The sequence below is a fragment of the Sodalis sp. RH19 genome (assembly GCF_047324215.1).
Lineage (GTDB): Bacteria > Pseudomonadota > Gammaproteobacteria > Enterobacterales > Enterobacteriaceae > Acerihabitans.
The window spans coordinates 1,646,539-1,662,464 of record NZ_CP178734.1 but is presented as its reverse complement, the minus strand read 5'-3'; the positions used below and the strand labels follow the sequence as shown (position 1 = coordinate 1,662,464).

Sequence of the window (15,926 nt, the reverse complement as noted above, 5' to 3'; positions counted from 1 at the left end):
TGCCCGGCGGCCGGCGAGGCCTTGTCAACGGACATTGCGCGCCCCTTATTGATTAACGTAGCTGGCGTCATACAGTGTCTTGATATCGGGGATTTTGCGGATCACCTTCATTTGCAGCAGCAGTTGCGCCGCCTCCCGGCTGAAGCTGTCGATTTCGCCATTAAAGAACTGGCGGTTCTGCGCCCGGTCCTGCCAGCGCAGGTAGCTGGCCGACTCGGCAAATTCCTTGCCCGATTCCTTAACCGCCGCGCCCATGATTTCATTGGCTTTATCCGGCTGAGCCTTGATCATATCCAGCGCGTCGAAATAGCTGGCGACCAGCGCCTTGGCGGCCTGGGGATTTTGCTTGAGGAAGGCGGGCGTACAGCCCAGCGTATCCATAACCATCGGATAATCGAGGGTGGTGGCCAGGATCTTGCCTTTATCCGGGCTTTGCCGCACCGAGGAAAGATAAGGCTCGTAGGTCATGGCGGCATCGTTGCTGCCGGCGATAAACGAATGGGCGGCGGCTTCGGGCGAGAGCGTGGTGGTCTTGACGTCTTTAAGGCTCATGCCGTTTTTATCCAACATCCAGGCCAAGGCGAAATACGGCGAGGTGCCCGGTGCGTCGACGCTGATGGTTTTGCCCTTCAGCGCCTTGATGCTGTCGATGCCGTTGCGCACCACCAGGCCGTCGGCGCCGTAGGATTTATCCAGCTGGACAATCTGGGTGATGGGCACGCCGTTGGCGTTCCAGGAAATATAGGTTTCCACCGTGGTGGCGGCGCACTGCACGTCGCCGGAGGCAATAGCCAGGTGGCGGTCTTTTTGCGGGATCATTTTGACGGTGACATCCAGGCCGTGGCGTTTAAATATCCCCGCCTTGTCCGCCAGGGTCAGCGGCGCAAACCCGGTCCAGCCGGAAATACCGATGGCCAGCGGCGTGTCGGCCGCCATCGCCGGCAGGGCACCGGCCAGGCCGAGCGCCAGAATAAGGGCGGTCTTCAGCGGTTGAACGCGGCGTTGCAATGACGTACTGGCACAGGCGATGCTCATATCCCACTCCTGAAATAACGCCGGCTAAATTAACCGGCAAAAATGTGTTCGCGGCCGGCTAAGGCGCCTGCCGCCCTGGCTAACAACTGTATAAGCTTGTCTATACAAGACTCTTTACCTAGGCAGGAACTAAGCAAAGCTTGTGCCATCTTGCCCGTGGCCGGTTATTTGACGATAAGCGTCGCCCTGAACGGGCGAGTCCCGCAATCACGGACGCGCCGCGTTGGCAGCGCGCACCCCGTGGCGCGGCCGATGAATCATTATGGCGCGCCATGCACCAAAATCATGCAGGCGATGCTTCTATCGGCCATAAGAGCCGCCTGGCGCGGCTAGCGACGGGAGATATCCGCCCATAGCGCCACGCCATCGCCGTCGGCGGGCCACAGGCGCAGCGGCGCGCCGAGTTGTCGCCACCAGATGCCCTCGCGTTGCGTCAGCGGCGTCTCGCCCTCAAGGTGCCAGCGGCCCGCCAGTACATAGATTACGCCGTCGCCGCCCGCGGGCAGGCGCTGCTCGCCGGTCAGGCGCTCTACTCGCGCCCGCCGGTCCTGGCGGCGGGTCATGATATTGAAATCCCGGCTCGGGCCGCCCGCCAGCCGCGCGCTGATGGCGTCCTCGCCGGCAAAGGCATGCGGCACGCCGGGCCGGGTCAGGGCATGGGATCCGCCGGCGGCGTTATGCAGCGTCACGCCGTCGCCCTCCAGCAGGGCGATAATCCGATCCACGCCGGGGAAGGAGGAAAAGGCCCCGTCGCGGTCGATGGTGGCGATGCTGGCGCGCCAGGCAAACGCCGCCGGGTCGCCGCCCGCCGGCAACGCAGCGGGCGCATCAGGCGGGCAGCTGATAATTTCGCGCGTTTCGCCGCCGCCGTTGCGCCAGGGGGACACCGGCAGGCCGGTGAACGAAAACCTGACCGGCCGGCTCACAGCGCCTCCCGGCGCAGGTCGCGCAGCACGCGGGCGAAAGACTGGGCGCTTTCCCGTTCCAGGGCATGGTGCCCGTCGCTGATTACCCGGCGGCCGGCGACGAACACATCGCGGATTTGGCCGGGGCCGCCGGCAAACAGCCAGCGATTGAGCAGGTCGCCGTCGTCGGCCGAGGCGATATAGGGATCTTCGCCGTCCAGCACCAGCCAGTCGGCGCGCATACCGACCGCCAGCGCGCCCAGCGGTACGCCGCAGGCCTGCGCCCCGCCCCGCAGCGCCGCGCCGTAAAGATTATCGCCGAGCGTGGGGTGCAGCGCGTCGGCCAGACGGTTGCGCCGCCGGTCGCGCAGGCGCTGTCCGTATTCCAGCCAGCGCAGCTCTTCCACCACGTTGAGCGAAACATGGCTGTCGGAGCCGATGCCCCAGCGGCCGCCCTGCCGAACATAGCCATCGGCCGGGAAGATACCGTCGCCCAGGTTGGCCTCGGTGGTGGGACACAGCCCCGCTACCGCGCCGCTGCGCGCCAGGCGGGCCAGTTCTTCCTCATCGAGATGGGTGGCATGGATCAGGCACCAGCGTTCATCCACCTTAACCTGATCCATCAGCCAGCGAACCGGACGGGTTCCCGACCAGGCCAGGCAATCCTCCACCTCTTTTGTCTGCTCGGCCACGTGGATATGTACCGGCAATTCCGCCGCCGAGGCCTGCAGGACCTCGTGGATTTGCCGCGCGCTGACGGCGCGCAGGGAATGGAAACACAGGCCCAGGCGCTGGTGCGGCTGCGTGGCCAGATGGGCTTGCAGCGCCTGCTGCTGGCGCAGGTAGCTGCCGGTATCCTGGATAAAACGCCGCTGCCCGGGGGCCGCCGCCTGTTCGCCGAAACCGCCGTAGGAGTACAGCACCGGCAGCAGCGTCAGGCCGATACCGCTCTCGGCCGCCGCCTGGCTGACGCGCAGCGCCATTTCCGCCGGATCGGCGTACGCATGGCCCTGGGGATCGTGATGCAGGTAATGGAATTCCGCCACCTGGCTGTAGCCGCCCTTTAGCATCTCGATATACAGCTGGCGGGCGATAATGCCCACCTGCTCCGGCGACAGCCGTTGCACCATGCGGTACATCACATCGCGCCAGGTCCAGAAGCTGTCCTTCGGATCGCCGAAGACTTCAGTCAGTCCGGCCATGGCGCGCTGAAAGGCGTGGGAATGCAAATTGGCCATGGCGGGCAATACCGGCCCGGCGAGAGACTCGGCGTCCTGTGCGCCGGCATCTGATTCAATAGCGACGATCGTTCCCTGGGCGTCGATCTGCAGTCGGACATTGTGGGTCCATCCCTGCGCCAGCAGCGCACGGGGGGCAAAATAAACGGGCATGGCGGTTTCCGGTTAAAGTGAGAGTGATAGGAGTGTCTATCCAGACGAAATGCTTATCCACTTGTCTATACATATACATACGCTGAATTGAACAGTAAACTGTTTTGTTATTATCCCTGTCATCAGAGGTCGGAAACGTGTCTGAACTACTGTCAGCGGCGCAACTGTCCGCCATCATGAGCGATACGCCGGCGCCCATTTATCAACGGGTTAAACAGGCGATCGTGCAGCAGATACGTTCCGGGGCCTGGGAGCCTCATCGGCGCATCCCGTCGGAAAGCGAACTGGTGGCGGAGCTGGGGGTCAGCAGGATGACCATTAACCGGGCGCTGCGCGAGCTGACCGGCGAGGGTTATCTGCTGCGGATGCAGGGCGTCGGTACCTTTGTCGCCGAGCTCAAGCCCCAGACCGCCATGCTGGAAGTGCGCAATATCGCCGATGAAATCGCCGCGCGCGGCCATCGCCACAGCAGCACCCTGCTGACCCTGGAAGCGCGCCAGGCGACCGGCGAGGAAGCGTTATCCCTGGGCATCCAGCCGGGTGAGCAGTTGTTCCATTCGCTGATCGTGCATTACGAAAACGATATTGCCGTACAGTTGGAAGACCGCTGCGTCAATCCCTTGACCGCGCCCGATTATCTGCGGCAGGATTTCAACCTGATTACGCCCTATTTCTACCTGACGCAGGCCGCGCCGCTTACCGCCGGCGAGCATCGGGTCGAGGCGGTAAACGCCAGCAGCCGCGAACGCGAGCTGCTCCAGCTGGCGGATAACGAACCCTGTTTGCTGATTCACCGGCGCACCTGGTTCGGCAAACTGGTGGTGACCTCCGCGCGCCTGCTGTATCCCGGCACGCGTTATCAGCTGTTTGGCAGCTTTATCGCCTAGCGCGGGGTGCGCCGCGGTCCAGGGCGGCGCGTTGCCTGAACGGCTGTGGGGTTTCAATAGACTTTTTTATCAACCTAGCGGGAGATCAATCCATGCCGGTAACGGAACATTTTGACGCCGTATGGTCGGGGGCCGACGTGGCGACCCTGCGCAACGGCCGCTATGACATCATCAGGGACGGCGCGATTGCCGTCAGGGGCGAACGCATCGCCTGGGTCGGACCCAGGGACGAGCTGCCGGCGGCGGACGTGGCGGCCCGGCATGATTTCGGCGGCGGCATCGTCACCCCCGGCTTTATCGACTGTCATACCCACCTGGTATTCGGCGGCAATCGCAGCCATGAATTCGAACAGCGGCTTAACGGCGTCAGCTATGCGGACATAGCGGCCGCCGGCGGCGGCATTCTGTCCACGGTCAACGCCACCCGCGGCGCGTCCGAGGATGAACTGATGGCCGCGGCCGTTCCCCGGCTGGCGATGCTGATGGCCGACGGCGTCACCTGTATCGAGATAAAATCCGGCTACGGACTGACGCTTGAGAGCGAAATAAAAATGCTGCGCGTCGCCCGGCGCATCGCGCAGGCCTATCCGGTCCAGGTCAGGACCACGCTGCTGGCGGCCCACGCGCTGCCGCCGGAATACCGGGGGCGCTCCGACGAGTATATTACGCTTATCTGTGAACACTGGATTCCCGAGGTGGCGGCGCTGGGACTGGCCGACGCGGTAGACGGTTTTTGTGAACACCTGGCCTTCTCGCCCGCGCAGATAGCCCGGGTATTTACTGCCGCCCGGCAGGCGGGCCTGCCGGTCAAACTCCATGCCGAACAGCTCTCATCCCTGGGCGGCAGCAGCCTGGCCGCGCGTTACGGCGCGCTGTCGGCGGATCATCTGGAATATGCCACCGACGACGACGCCCGCGCCATGGCGCAGTCCGGCACCGTGGCGGTCCTGCTGCCGGGCGCCTGTTATATGCTGCGGGAAACCCAGCTGCCGCCGGTGGCGCTGTTTCGCCGGCATGGCACGCCGATGGCGCTGGCCAGCGATATCAATCCAGGCACCTCGCCCGCCTGTTCCCTGCGTCTGATGTTGAACATGGGCTGCACCCTGTTTCGCATGACGCCGGAGGAGGCGTTGGCCGGCGTGACGATTAACGCGGCGCGGGCGCTGGGACTGGCGGAATCGCAGGGCACCCTTGAAGCCGGCAAGCTGGCCGATTTTGTTCACTGGCCGGTGGCGCATCCGGCGGAATTAGCTTACTGGCTGGGCGGCCAACTGGCCGGCAGCGTTATTTACCGCGGCGTACGCCGCGCGTAATCCTTCTTTTCAACAGGGTTTTCCAGGAGGGCATCCGCGATGAGCATTACCGAACCTTATACTTTTGAAGCTGGCACCATTCCGTTGTTATTGAGCATCCCCCATGCCGGCACGCGGCTGACGCCCGCGGTGGCGGACGGACTGAGCGACGCCGCCCGGCCGCTGCCGGATACCGATTGGCATATCCCCAGGCTGTACGATTTCGCCCGCGCCCTCGGCGCGCATATCCTCATCGGCACCTACTCGCGGATGGTTATCGATCTTAACCGGCCCGCCGACGACCAGCCCCTGTACACCACCGCCACCACCGGCCTGTATCCCGAAACGCTGTTTGACGGCACGCCGGTGTTTAAACCGGGCGCCACGCCCGATAAGGGGGAACGCCGGCGTTACCTTGATGAAATCTGGCATCCCTACCATCGCAAACTGCAGGATTGCCTGAGCGACATCAAAGCGCAGCATGAATATGCGCTGTTGCTGGACGCCCATTCCATCGCCTCGGTTATCCCGCGGCTGTTCGAAGGCACCCTGCCCGATTTGAATTTCGGCACCAACGACGGCATGAGCTGCGCGCCGTCGCTGGGCGAGGCGCTGGCCTCGTTTTGCCGGCAACAGCCGTTTACCCATGTGATTAACGGCCGTTTCAAGGGGGGATATATTACCCGCGCCTACGGTCAGCCCCACGCCCGCCAGCATGCGGTGCAGCTGGAACTGGCGCAGTGCAATTATATGCGCGAGGAACAGCCGTTCGACTACCTGCCGGAGCGCGCCGGCCAGCTACAGCAGGCGCTGCGCTCGCTGGTTGCCACGCTGCTGAGCTGGGGCCAGCAACCGCGCTAGCGTTGTGTCGCGCCGGTTACCGAGGCGCGCAGGGCGTGGTACGGCGCGGCCCTTTGCTGAGCGGACGGCTGAGCGGACGGCGGGCCGTCGCCCGCTCAGTCGTCGGGGGCGAAACAGAGGGTATATTCGCAGCAACCGTCGCAGCTTGGCGATCGGCAGGTCAACTCGCCGGTCTGCGCCAGGCAAACCTGGCGATAAAAAAACTTCTTCCAGCGCATATTGCGATCGTTCATCGCCACCAGCGCCGGAAAGCAGGCCTGCATCAGTTCCCGCAGTTCGCCGCGCGAGGCCAGGCCCAAATCCTGCCACAAATGGTTAAATCCCAGCGCGGCGACGGCAAGCAGCCGGTTCAGCGGTTCGGCGCCGGCGCACATATATTGCGCCAGCCAGTCGCCGAGCGCCTGGCATTCCTGCTGGCGGGTGCGCGCGAGCAGGGCGAGCAGCGCATCCTGTTGCTGCAATACCGCGCCGCGGGAACCGGGATCCAGCCCTACGCGCCGCGCCAGTGCCTGGTATTGATCGGGGGACAGTCCCATGGCGGCGGGAAAACGCGCGCTTCCCGCCAGATGGTTGGCCAGCAGCCGGCGCAGCCAAATGTCCGGCGGCGCGCTAAGCGGTTGATGCGCGGGACAGGCGACCATCAGGCGACCCCCTTGACGGCGGCGGCGGTCTTTTGGCCGCGCTGTCGCCACCATTGGCCGAGCGTGGCGGCGACCGGCTGCCAGGCGCCGCCGACACAAGGCTCGATGCCGGCCTGTTCCAGGCGCTCCCAGGGTCCCATGCCGATACGGGCGCAGAACACCGCCGCCATGTCCGCCAGCAAATCCACCACGGCGTCCAGGCGCAGCTCCGGCTGGAGCGCCTCGTCGTCGCAGTCGGTTTTACCGCTGCAAAACGGCGGGGTAAAACGTTCGCCGATGGGAATCACGCCGGCGGCGGATACGCTGTAAATCTGGAAGCGCCGCGCATGGCCGAAATGCTCGTCGATGGCGGTTCCATGGGCGGTCGCCACCGCCACCAGGCAGGCGCCGGCGGACTCAGACTCGCCCTGCGAGGCGATGCCGGCCTGGATTTGCGCGCGCTGGCGCATCACCGGCAGGTAGGATCCGGCGTTCTGTGGTATCGCCGACAGCGGGAAGCTCTGGCTGCGATCCTCCCCGAGCATGCCGATGGCATCGGCGCGGCACTGCTGGCAATGCGCCATTTGCGGCATGGATCCGCCGCATAAACCGCGCACCGCCTCGACTTCCCCGGCGGTAGGTTCCGGCTGGCCGCGCAGGCCGTATACCGTGCCATGCTCCGGACGGGAAATCAGCGGCATGACATTATGCAAAAACGCGCCCCACTCCCGTGCTTTTTCGCTGACCGCCGGCAAATGCCGGTCGTTAATGCCGGGGATAAGCACCGAATTGATTTTCACCAGCACGCCGCGCGCGGTGAGACGGCGGATGCCTTCCTGCTGGCGGTCCAGCAGCAGGGCCGCCGCCTCCCGGCCCTCCAGGCGCTCGCCGTCAAACCAGAGCCAGGGATAGATCCGCGCCGCGATATCCGCATCCAGCGCATTCACCGTCACGGTAACGTGATCGACACCGATATCCACCAGCCGGTCGACCACGTCCGGCAGCGCCAGTCCATTGGTGGACAGGCACAGTTTCATATCCGGCAGCGCCAGCCGCAGTCCTTCCAGGGTTTTAAAGGTGCGGGCAATATTCGCCAGCGGATCGCCGGGACCGGCGATGCCAATCACCGACAGCTGCGGCAACGCCGCCGCCACATGGCGCGCCTTGGCGATGGCCTCGGCGGGAGTCAGGACCTCCGATACCACGCCGGGGCGGGATTCGTTGCTGCAGTCGTATTTGCGATTGCAGTAATGGCATTGCAGATTGCAAGCCGGCGCCACCGCCAGGTGCATGCGGGCGTAGCGGTGATGGGCAAAGCGCGAATAGCACGGATGCTGCGCCGCCTTGTCCGCCTGAAGCGGAGTCAGGGAAGCGCCGGGGCCGGAAGAGCCGCAGCCGCTGGATGAGGACTGACAAGATGCCATGTGAACCGCCTTATGCAAAACGACATGACAGGAGTGCTGCAATCGCCATGCCCAGACAAAAGCAGAATAAAATTCTTTTTTTACAAGCCATTACGCCTCTGCAGCATTTACCGTCCCCGGCGTATGACAACATGGCGTGCCGACATTGTCTTAAACCCGACAACACGCCAAAGACGCCGGGCTTAGCGTTGGTCCGTCGTCCGTTCGTCCTGGCTGGCCAGGCGGTAAAGGGTAAAGCCATTGTCGTCGGCCGGCCGGCCGCCGCGCCATAACGGTAACCACCGGGGTCCTGGTTTTTTCTCCGGGCGGGTCAGGCTGTCCTGCACCAGCAGGAGCGTGCAGAGCCGGACGGCCGGATTTTTTGTGACACCGTCACCCTGACCGGAATGACCCGCATAAAGGCGCCGGCCCGCCATACCGGTGACATAATGCAGCATACCCAGTTCCGACTCGCCCATGCCATCGGTGGCCAGGCAACCGGCATCACCCACCCAATTGGCCAGGGGCGAGAAGACTTCTTTATAACTGCGCGCCGCGTCAAACCAGGGCATCAGCAGAACAAAGGCCACCCCCCACAGGGTCGACAGACCGGAAGTCCACGCCAGGAGCAAGCCGACACCGCGGTGGGCGCGCAATATCAGCCACCATAGCGACACCAGCCCACAGGCGGCCATCGCCGCCAGCGGATCGGGGCGCAGCGTAAAAGGCAACGGGAAAACGTGATCCACCCCGGGCCATATGACGCGCAGCAACGCCGGTTCGATGCCGTTGGCCAGCGCAGACCAGGTGGCGACGACCACCATCAGCGCCATGCCGAACAGAGCGTCCAATGCCCGCCGCGCGACGGCCCATCCCTTGCCGTCCCGGCACGCCAGCCCGGCTGCCGCCGGCAGGGCCAGCAACGCCAGGGCGGGATAAACCGGCAACAAATAGATATCGCGCGCCGATCCCGAGGCGCACAGCACCGCCACGCCCACGGCGGAAAAGAGCGCCGTCACGCCATAAACCGGCCGGTGCGCCAGCCAGGCCGATAGTCCAGTCCGCCCCGCCGGCGGCACGGCGTTCACGGCGCCGGCCGGGCGCATCTCCGGCCCGGCCGCCTTAGGGCATAAGCGTCCCGGCGCCAGCCGACTTAGCCCTGCGCGTGCGGCCCGCATCAGGCCGGCAAACACGCCCGCCAGCACGATGACGGAGGCGGGGGCGCCGCCGACCAGCACCGCCCTGATCCTGTCCTGGAATGGATTATCATGCCCGCCAAGCAGGGTATTCCCGGTGAAACGACCGATATTATTCACCCAGAACCACTCGGCGAATAAATCCGGGTCCGCGCGATACAATGCCCATGGCCATGGCAGCGCGAAAGGCAGCGCCGCCGTCGCCGCGCCAAGCCAAAACCGCCGCCCCGCGCGCTGATAGAAGCCGGGTATCAGCGCCAGGCACAGCATCAGCGTCACGCCGGCAATACCCGGCACCAGCAGCCCTTTGCTCAAAAAGGCCACGCCGGCGCCCAGCCCGAACAGCAGGCCATAACGACCGCCCTTTCCTGGCGATGCGGCATACCCCGCCGGGCCGGAGATGCCTGGCCGCGAACCCGCCAACGCCAACCCGGCCAGCGCCAGCGCCGCGCCCGCCATCTGCCCCAGGTCGGCGGTAAATTTATGCCCATGTTCGGTAAGCCCGGCGGTGCCCGCCAGCAGACAAACCGCCGTCAGACGCCAGTCTTGCCACGTGGTAACGCCCTCTTCCCGCCGCGTATCATGCCTCTCGTCATATAAACGCCGCGCCACCCGGCAGCAGGCCCAGAACGTCACGACAAGGCATACCGGCACCGCCAGCCGGGAGGACTCATGGGGCGGCAGCCAGGGAATCAGCCTGGCGCACAGCGCCCCAAGCCAGAACATCAGCGGCGGTTTTTCCAGAAAGGGATCCCCGCCCACATGCGGCACCAGCCAATGCCCGTAGGTCAGCATATTCCAGACAATGCTGAACGAATACGGCTCATCCGCCTTCCAGGGGAAACGGCCGAAGGTACCCAGCACAAAATAGGCGGCAAACAGCAGGTAGGCGCCGCGGCGCATCAGGATCCGGCCGTGCGCGCCATCACCGGTGGCGTCAGCCCGGGGAAAACGGCCCTTTAAGGTCTTTAACATTATTTAATCTTCTATCCCTAACAATTACACTGTGTATTTTATTACACATAAATATATGAATATACACACTTTTATTCACCTGAGGCCGTCTATCATCCCTTTTTCCGGCCGCGATGCCAAGCCTGTCCCACCACAATTTTCGCGCGGTGCGCCGCCGGCGGAGGCAGCGCTGGCAGCCCGGGCCGGCGAAGGCGCCTGGCGGCCTTTTGGACCGCTATGTGTTATCTTAAGCGCCGGAAAAGCCCGTCAGAGCATGACGGCTTATGGATGGATCACTACGTGGTGGAATTTATGATGGAAAAAAAGAAGACCTTCCCGCAGCAGAAAAATCACCTGCATCCGCGCAACCGTCATCGTTCACGCTATGATTTCACCGCGTTGATAGCCAGCCTTCCGGCGCTGGAACCCTTTGTCAAACCCAACGCCTGGGACGATATTTCCGTGGATTTCGCCGATCCCAATGCGGTAAAAATGCTCAATCGCGCGCTGCTAAAGCATTATTACGGCATTGAGCATTGGGATATTCCCGCCAATTATCTCTGCCCGCCGATCCCGGGGCGCGCCGACTATCTGCATTATCTCGCGGATCTGCTGGCGGAAAGCAACGGCGGGGAGATTCCCACCGGCAAAGGTGTGGCCGTGCTGGACATCGGCATCGGCGCCAACTGCATTTATCCCATTATCGGCCAGCGCGAATACGGCTGGCGCTTTACCGGTACGGAAAACGATCCCCTGTCGCTGAACGCGGCGAAAATGATCGTCAGCATGAACCCGACGCTTAAAAATAGCGTGCGGCTGCGCCAGCAAAAAGACAGTAACGCCATCCTTGACGGCATGATCGGTATTGCCGAGCGTTTTGACGTCACCCTGTGCAACCCGCCGTTCCATGCCTCGCAGGAAGAAGCGATCGCCAGCACGCGGCGTAAATTGCATAAGCTGGGCAAAGGCGAGGTGGCCGCCAAGCCGGTGCAGAACTTTGGTGGCAAAAGCAGCGAACTGTGGTGCGAAGGCGGTGAACTGGCGTTTGTCGGCAAAATGGTGACGGAGAGCGTCGGCAAAAGCAAAAATTGCCTGTGGTTTACCTCGCTGATTTCCAAGCACACGACGCTGCCGCCGCTCTATGAGGCCCTAAAACAGGCCGCGGCCGCCGACGTGCGCACCGTGGAAATGGCCCAGGGCCAGAAAATCAGCCGCTTTATCGCCTGGACCTTCCATGACGCGCAACAGCGCGCGCAATGGGCCGCCGAACGCTGGCACTGATGCCGTCGTCGTCGTACCGGCTTGCGGGCAAACGGCCCGCCATGGCCCGAGAGCATCCCCTTTGTTCCCGCCGACACGTCGCCGTGCCGCTTACAAACGGTGCATATTGATATTGAGGATCTGGATGCGATAGGCGACCTGGCGCGGAGTCATGCCCAGCAACCGCGCCGCCTTGGCCTGCACCCAGCCTGATTTTTCCAGCGCCGCGATAAGTTTTTGCCGATCGTCCATATCGCTATCCCCCGGCGCCTCCGCATGCGGCGCGGGCGCCATGCCGCGTGGTATCGCCGCCGGCGCCATGGCGGACGCCTCGCTGTGGTTGAACAGGATCACGTCGCGATCGATAAGCCCTTCTTCCGACATCACCGACGCCCGCTCCAGGCAGTTTTCCAGCTCACGCACATTGCCCGGCCAGCCATACCCCATCAGCAGGCGCAGCGCGCCGTCGCTGATGCGCAGGTCCCGTCCCTGCTTTGCCGCCAGCTTGGCGATCAGGAACTGGGCCAGACCGACGATATCGTCCTGGCGCTCGCGCAGGGGCGGCAGGTTAATAGGCATTACGTTAAGCCGATAGTACAAATCCTCGCGAAAGCGCCCCGCGCGCACCTCTTCCTCCAGGTTGCGGTTGGTGGCGGCGATAATACGCACGTTGACCTTAATGGTGGTATCGCCGCCCACGCGCTCCATTTCGCCTTCCTGCAAAATGCGCAGCAGCTTGGCCTGGAACGACGCGCTGCTCTCGCCGATTTCATCCAGGAACAGCGTGCCGCCGTCGGCCAGCTCGAACCGGCCTTTGCGCTGGCGCACCGCGCCGGTAAAGGCGCCCTTTTCATGGCCGAACAGTTCGCTTTCCAGCAGGTTGTCCGGCAGCGCCGCGCAGTTGAACTTCACGAACGGCTCAAGGGTGCGCGGCGAGTTGTAATGAATGGCGTTGGCAATCAGCTCCTTGCCGGTGCCGCTTTCGCCGCGCACCAGCACGGTGGTATCCCATTTCGCCACCTGGCGGATCACATCGAAAATCTGGCGCATCGGCTGGCTGTTGCCCACCATGTTGTCAAAGCCGTACTGATGCTTGACCTTGCGGCGCAAGGTGTCGCGTTCCTGGCGCAAGGCCTCGGTCTCGACGCTCATATGGCCGACCAGGCGCACGGTCTGGCAAATCAGATTGGCCACCATTTCCAGAAAGCGGGTGCTGGCCGGCAGCCGATCCTCGTGCAGTTCCATCGGCTGCGCCGCCAGCACGCCCAGCGGCACCCCATCCGGTCCCGGTATCGGCACGCAGATAAACGGCAAGCCGTAATCATACAGGTTCAGCCGGTCGAGAAAGCGCGGGTCGTCGGACACGCGCGGCAGCACCAGCGAACGCTGCTGGCTCATCACCGTGCCCAGAATGCCTTCGCCGATGCGATATCGGACATTCTTGCATCCTTTCACCACCTCGGTATCGGCGCCATACAGCGCTTCGATAAACAGGGCGCTGCGGGATTTGTCAAACAGGCACACCATGCCGTACTGCATATAGGCGTGTTCATACAAGGCCTGGATCATGGCCTCCAGGGTCTGTCCCAGGTCAAGTGAGCGGCTGAGCGCCACGCTTATTTTATGCAGCGCGGTAAACTGCTGGGAAAGATCAAAACGCCGTGAAGCCTGCGTGGGAGTGGGGAATTGGCTCATTTTGATTCTCCTGTCATCACCGGACGCCGGAATGGCATGGCGGGCAGCGGCAGGCGCAGGGTCAATAAGGTCCCGCCCTCCGCGTGGATATGAAGATCGATCATGCCCTGATGGTTGCCGATCAGGGTTTGTATCAGCCGCAGCTCCATACCGTGCCCCGGCAGGGTAAAGGTTTGCGCCGGCACGGCGTTTTGCACCGGATGCAGGGACAGATTGTCCTGAAGCGCAAAAAAGAACGCATTATCCTGCGTGTAGGCATGCAGGGTCAGGAGCAGCGGCGAGGCCGGACGTTCACCGGCGAGGATCAGGCAGCGGTCTAGCCACAGGCTTAACGACGCCAGAATCTGGTGGCGCTGTCCGTAGCCCAACAGCACTTCCGGTTCGCACCGCCATTGCAGTTCGCCCAGTGAGCGGATGCGCGGCAGGTACAGATCGGTCAAATCCTGCAGCAGATCGCCTATCGACCAGAAATCGCTTTCTTCTTGTTCCAGGGACGGCCGGCAGGCCTGCAGCCGCGCCAGCGCCTGCTGCCCTTCCTGCCAGGCGGCGTCCAGCCCGGGATGCACCAGGCCGGCGGGGCTCAGGCGGCGCGCGGCGGCCAGCATATTCAGCGGACCGCTTAACTGTACCATCGCCGCGTCCAGTGATTCGCGGATTGCCGCCAGCAGTTTGCCGGAGACCAATTTCTGTTTAAGCTGGTCCAGCCGCTGCTGCGCGCGCTGTCGCTGCTGTTCGCTGTCATCAATCAAGGTCACCAGGGTACGCGGCGGCGCGACATCGGAGAAATAACGGCTGACCTCTTCATTGACTTCCGACAGCGGCCAGATACTCAGCCCGAACACCCGCGGCACGCCGCCGATATGCACGGTGACGCGCTCGCCGGACGCCAGCCGCGCTTTATTTTCCGGATAGCCCATTTCCGCCAGCAGTTCCCGGCCGCCGTAGTCGGCGCACAGTGTTTTATAGGCCAGGTTGTCCATCACGATGGCGTCATGTTCGTCCAGCACCACCACCGGCGCCGGCACGTTGTTCAATACCGCGGCGATCAGGGACATCTGGTTGCGCAGGCGCTGCATCAGGGCGTAGCTGTCGGAGATGTCTTTATGCATGCCGAGGAAATGCTCGATCTGGCCGTCGGGGCTGAAAATGGGCGATATGCTGACCTCGGCCAGGTACAGGCTGCCGTTCTTGCGCTGGTTAATCAGCTGCCCGACCCAGGGCAATCCCTGGATGAGGGTGCTCCACATTTCCTGGTAATGTTTTTTCGGCGTCTGGCGGCTGGCCAAGATATTGTGGTTCACCCCGGTCAGCTCAGGTTCGTCATAACCGGTCAATTGCCGGAACGCCAGATTGGTATAAACGATGCGCGCGTTGGGATCGGTTATCGAAATCGCCACCGACGACTGCTCCACCGCCGTATAAAACAGCCCGGGACGCAATGTTGACAACGCCGGGGCACAGACGGTGGTAGCCATCAACGATGCATCATCAAATAAAGGAATACGCATAACCTCTCCTGCGGGTCGGGATAAAAACAGGCTGTGCGATTCACGACAATTTGTCTGATCTTCCGACAGGATGATGTGAACCGCAGTAACCCGATAAATTGTGCAAGATTAATACCGCATGTTGAAAAACCGGCGAAAACCTTGATCTGAACAGGGGTTTTGCGGCCAAAAAGGGCCGTTGGCGCCCATCATCATCCCCCTGCCGCTCCCCGGCCGGCGGCGGCGCGCGCCGTTATGATCCCTTTTCTGCACCGTATTTGCCCATTTTTTGCCCAGCCTACATTGGCACAGCTTTCGCAATACCCCTTATGAATAGGTATTGCGTCGTCGGGGATCCGAATGAAAGAAATATTGCTGATCGTGCTGGCCAACGGCCTGGTGAACAACATCGTGCTCGCGCGCTTTCTCGGCCTGTGCTCCTTTATGGGCGTCACCAATAAAGTGGATTCGGCGTTGGGCATGTCGATGGCCACCACCTTTGTCATCACCCTGTCCGCCGGCCTGGGGTGGGTTATCTATCACTGGATCCTGGTGCCGCTGGGCATGGAATATTTGCGCCTGCTGTCGCTGATTATGGTGATTGCCTCGCTGGTACAACTGCTGGAGCTGTTTATCGCCAAACAAAGCCCGGCGCTGTACCGCACGCTGGGCATTTTCCTGCCGCTTATCACCACCAACTGCGCGGTGCTGGGCGTGGCGCTGCTGGTGCTGGACGATAACCTCAGCTTCCTGCACAGCGTGGTCTTCGGCTTCAGTTCGTCGCTGGGGTATTCGCTGGTGATGGTGATTTTCTCCGGCCTGCGCGAGCGCCAGGGTAACGCTTCGCCGCCGCTGGTGTTTCGCGGCGCGCCGATAAACTTTATTACCGCCGGCATACTGGCGCTGGCGTTTACCGGCTTCGCCGGGCTGGCCGGATAAG

General features: G+C 62.9%; 13 protein-coding genes. 5 read left to right on the top strand and 8 right to left on the bottom strand.

The window, feature by feature from the left end; genetic code table 11:
- Positions 1–45: 45 nt before the first annotated feature.
- From ACL2XF_RS07485 to ACL2XF_RS07475, 3 genes are all read right to left on the bottom strand, one after another.
- Complete coding sequence (locus ACL2XF_RS07485; RefSeq protein ID WP_410016816.1) at positions 46–936, bottom strand: ABC transporter substrate-binding protein; 891 nt, start codon at positions 934–936, stop codon at positions 46–48.
- A 428-nt stretch (positions 937–1,364) separates the two neighbouring features.
- Complete coding sequence (locus ACL2XF_RS07480) at positions 1,365–1,961, bottom strand: HutD family protein (RefSeq protein ID WP_413722932.1); 597 nt, start codon at positions 1,959–1,961, stop codon at positions 1,365–1,367.
- Positions 1,958–3,331: a formimidoylglutamate deiminase gene (locus tag ACL2XF_RS07475; protein WP_410014928.1), complete on the bottom strand. Its 1,374-nt coding sequence runs from the start codon at positions 3,329–3,331 to the stop codon at positions 1,958–1,960. The genes ACL2XF_RS07480 and ACL2XF_RS07475 overlap by 4 nt, the downstream gene beginning before the upstream one ends.
- A gap of 176 nt (positions 3,332–3,507) precedes the next feature.
- Between ACL2XF_RS07475 and hutC the strand changes: the two genes are divergently transcribed.
- The 3 genes from hutC to hutG all read left to right on the top strand — a co-directional run bounded on the left by hutC (position 3,508) and on the right by hutG (position 6,371).
- Complete coding sequence (hutC, locus tag ACL2XF_RS07470) at positions 3,508–4,218, top strand: histidine utilization repressor (RefSeq protein WP_413723444.1); 711 nt, start codon at positions 3,508–3,510, stop codon at positions 4,216–4,218.
- Positions 4,219–4,310: 92 nt separating this feature from the next.
- Entirely contained in the window at positions 4,311–5,531 is a 1,221-nt protein-coding gene (hutI, locus tag ACL2XF_RS07465; RefSeq protein WP_413728373.1) for an imidazolonepropionase, read from the top strand.
- Between the two features lie 39 nt (positions 5,532–5,570).
- On the top strand, positions 5,571–6,371 hold the full coding sequence (gene hutG, locus ACL2XF_RS07460) for an N-formylglutamate deformylase (RefSeq protein ID WP_413728372.1): 801 nt from the start codon (positions 5,571–5,573) through the stop codon (positions 6,369–6,371).
- A 95-nt stretch (positions 6,372–6,466) separates the two neighbouring features.
- Here the strand turns inward: hutG and ACL2XF_RS07455 are convergent, their stop codons facing one another.
- From ACL2XF_RS07455 to ACL2XF_RS07445, 3 genes are all read right to left on the bottom strand, one after another.
- Positions 6,467–7,012, bottom strand: a complete 546-nt coding sequence (locus ACL2XF_RS07455) for a nitrogen fixation protein NifQ (protein WP_413728371.1) — start codon at positions 7,010–7,012, stop codon at positions 6,467–6,469.
- Positions 7,012–8,415 (bottom strand): nitrogenase cofactor biosynthesis protein NifB, encoded by a 1,404-nt coding sequence (gene nifB, locus ACL2XF_RS07450; RefSeq protein WP_413722936.1) that lies wholly within the window; start codon positions 8,413–8,415, stop codon positions 7,012–7,014. The genes ACL2XF_RS07455 and nifB overlap by 1 nt, the downstream gene beginning before the upstream one ends.
- 182 nt (positions 8,416–8,597) lie before the next feature.
- A complete protein-coding gene (locus tag ACL2XF_RS07445) occupies positions 8,598–10,565 on the bottom strand; it encodes an ArnT family glycosyltransferase (protein WP_413728370.1) in 1,968 nt (655 codons plus the stop codon).
- A 294-nt stretch (positions 10,566–10,859) separates the two neighbouring features.
- On the opposite strand from ACL2XF_RS07445, the gene rlmF reads away from it, so the two are divergent.
- On the top strand, positions 10,860–11,825 hold the full coding sequence (rlmF, locus tag ACL2XF_RS07440; protein WP_413728790.1) for a 23S rRNA (adenine(1618)-N(6))-methyltransferase RlmF: 966 nt from the start codon (positions 10,860–10,862) through the stop codon (positions 11,823–11,825).
- A gap of 90 nt (positions 11,826–11,915) precedes the next feature.
- Here the strand turns inward: rlmF and nifA are convergent, their stop codons facing one another.
- The gene (nifA, locus tag ACL2XF_RS07435; RefSeq protein WP_410014922.1) at positions 11,916–13,499 is read right to left on the bottom strand and encodes a nif-specific transcriptional activator NifA; all 1,584 of its coding nucleotides are present in this window, start codon (positions 13,497–13,499) and stop codon (positions 11,916–11,918) included.
- Positions 13,496–15,007 (bottom strand): PAS domain S-box protein, encoded by a 1,512-nt coding sequence (locus ACL2XF_RS07430; RefSeq protein WP_413728369.1) that lies wholly within the window; start codon positions 15,005–15,007, stop codon positions 13,496–13,498. The genes nifA and ACL2XF_RS07430 overlap by 4 nt, the downstream gene beginning before the upstream one ends.
- A 339-nt stretch (positions 15,008–15,346) precedes the next feature.
- Between ACL2XF_RS07430 and rsxA the strand changes: the two genes are divergently transcribed.
- Positions 15,347–15,925 carry an electron transport complex subunit RsxA gene (gene rsxA / locus ACL2XF_RS07425; RefSeq protein ID WP_162365699.1) on the top strand — a complete coding sequence of 193 codons (579 nt, stop codon included), beginning with the start codon at positions 15,347–15,349 and terminating at the stop codon, positions 15,923–15,925.
- Position 15,926: the final 1 nt, after the last annotated feature.

Bases quoted from the DNA above. Each gene is read 5' to 3' on its own strand.
- nifB (WP_413722936.1), bottom strand. From the start codon at position 8,415: ATGGCATCTTGTCAGTCCTCATCCAGCGGCTGCGGCTCTTCCGGCCCC.
- nifA (WP_410014922.1), bottom strand. From the start codon at position 13,499: ATGAGCCAATTCCCCACTCCCACGCAGGCTTCACGGCGTTTTGATCTT.
- hutI (WP_413728373.1), top strand. From the start codon at position 4,311: ATGCCGGTAACGGAACATTTTGACGCCGTATGGTCGGGGGCCGACGTG.
- ACL2XF_RS07430 (WP_413728369.1), bottom strand. From the start codon at position 15,007: ATGCGTATTCCTTTATTTGATGATGCATCGTTGATGGCTACCACCGTC.
- rlmF (WP_413728790.1), top strand. From the start codon at position 10,860: ATGGAAAAAAAGAAGACCTTCCCGCAGCAGAAAAATCACCTGCATCCG.
- hutC (WP_413723444.1), top strand. From the start codon at position 3,508: ATGAGCGATACGCCGGCGCCCATTTATCAACGGGTTAAACAGGCGATC.
- rsxA (WP_162365699.1), top strand. From the start codon at position 15,347: ATGAAAGAAATATTGCTGATCGTGCTGGCCAACGGCCTGGTGAACAAC.
- hutG (WP_413728372.1), top strand. From the start codon at position 5,571: ATGAGCATTACCGAACCTTATACTTTTGAAGCTGGCACCATTCCGTTG.
- ACL2XF_RS07475 (WP_410014928.1), bottom strand. From the start codon at position 3,331: ATGCCCGTTTATTTTGCCCCCCGTGCGCTGCTGGCGCAGGGATGGACC.
- ACL2XF_RS07485 (WP_410016816.1), bottom strand. From the start codon at position 936: ATGGCGGCCGACACGCCGCTGGCCATCGGTATTTCCGGCTGGACCGGG.
- ACL2XF_RS07455 (WP_413728371.1), bottom strand. From the start codon at position 7,012: ATGGTCGCCTGTCCCGCGCATCAACCGCTTAGCGCGCCGCCGGACATT.
- ACL2XF_RS07445 (WP_413728370.1), bottom strand. From the start codon at position 10,565: ATGTTAAAGACCTTAAAGGGCCGTTTTCCCCGGGCTGACGCCACCGGT.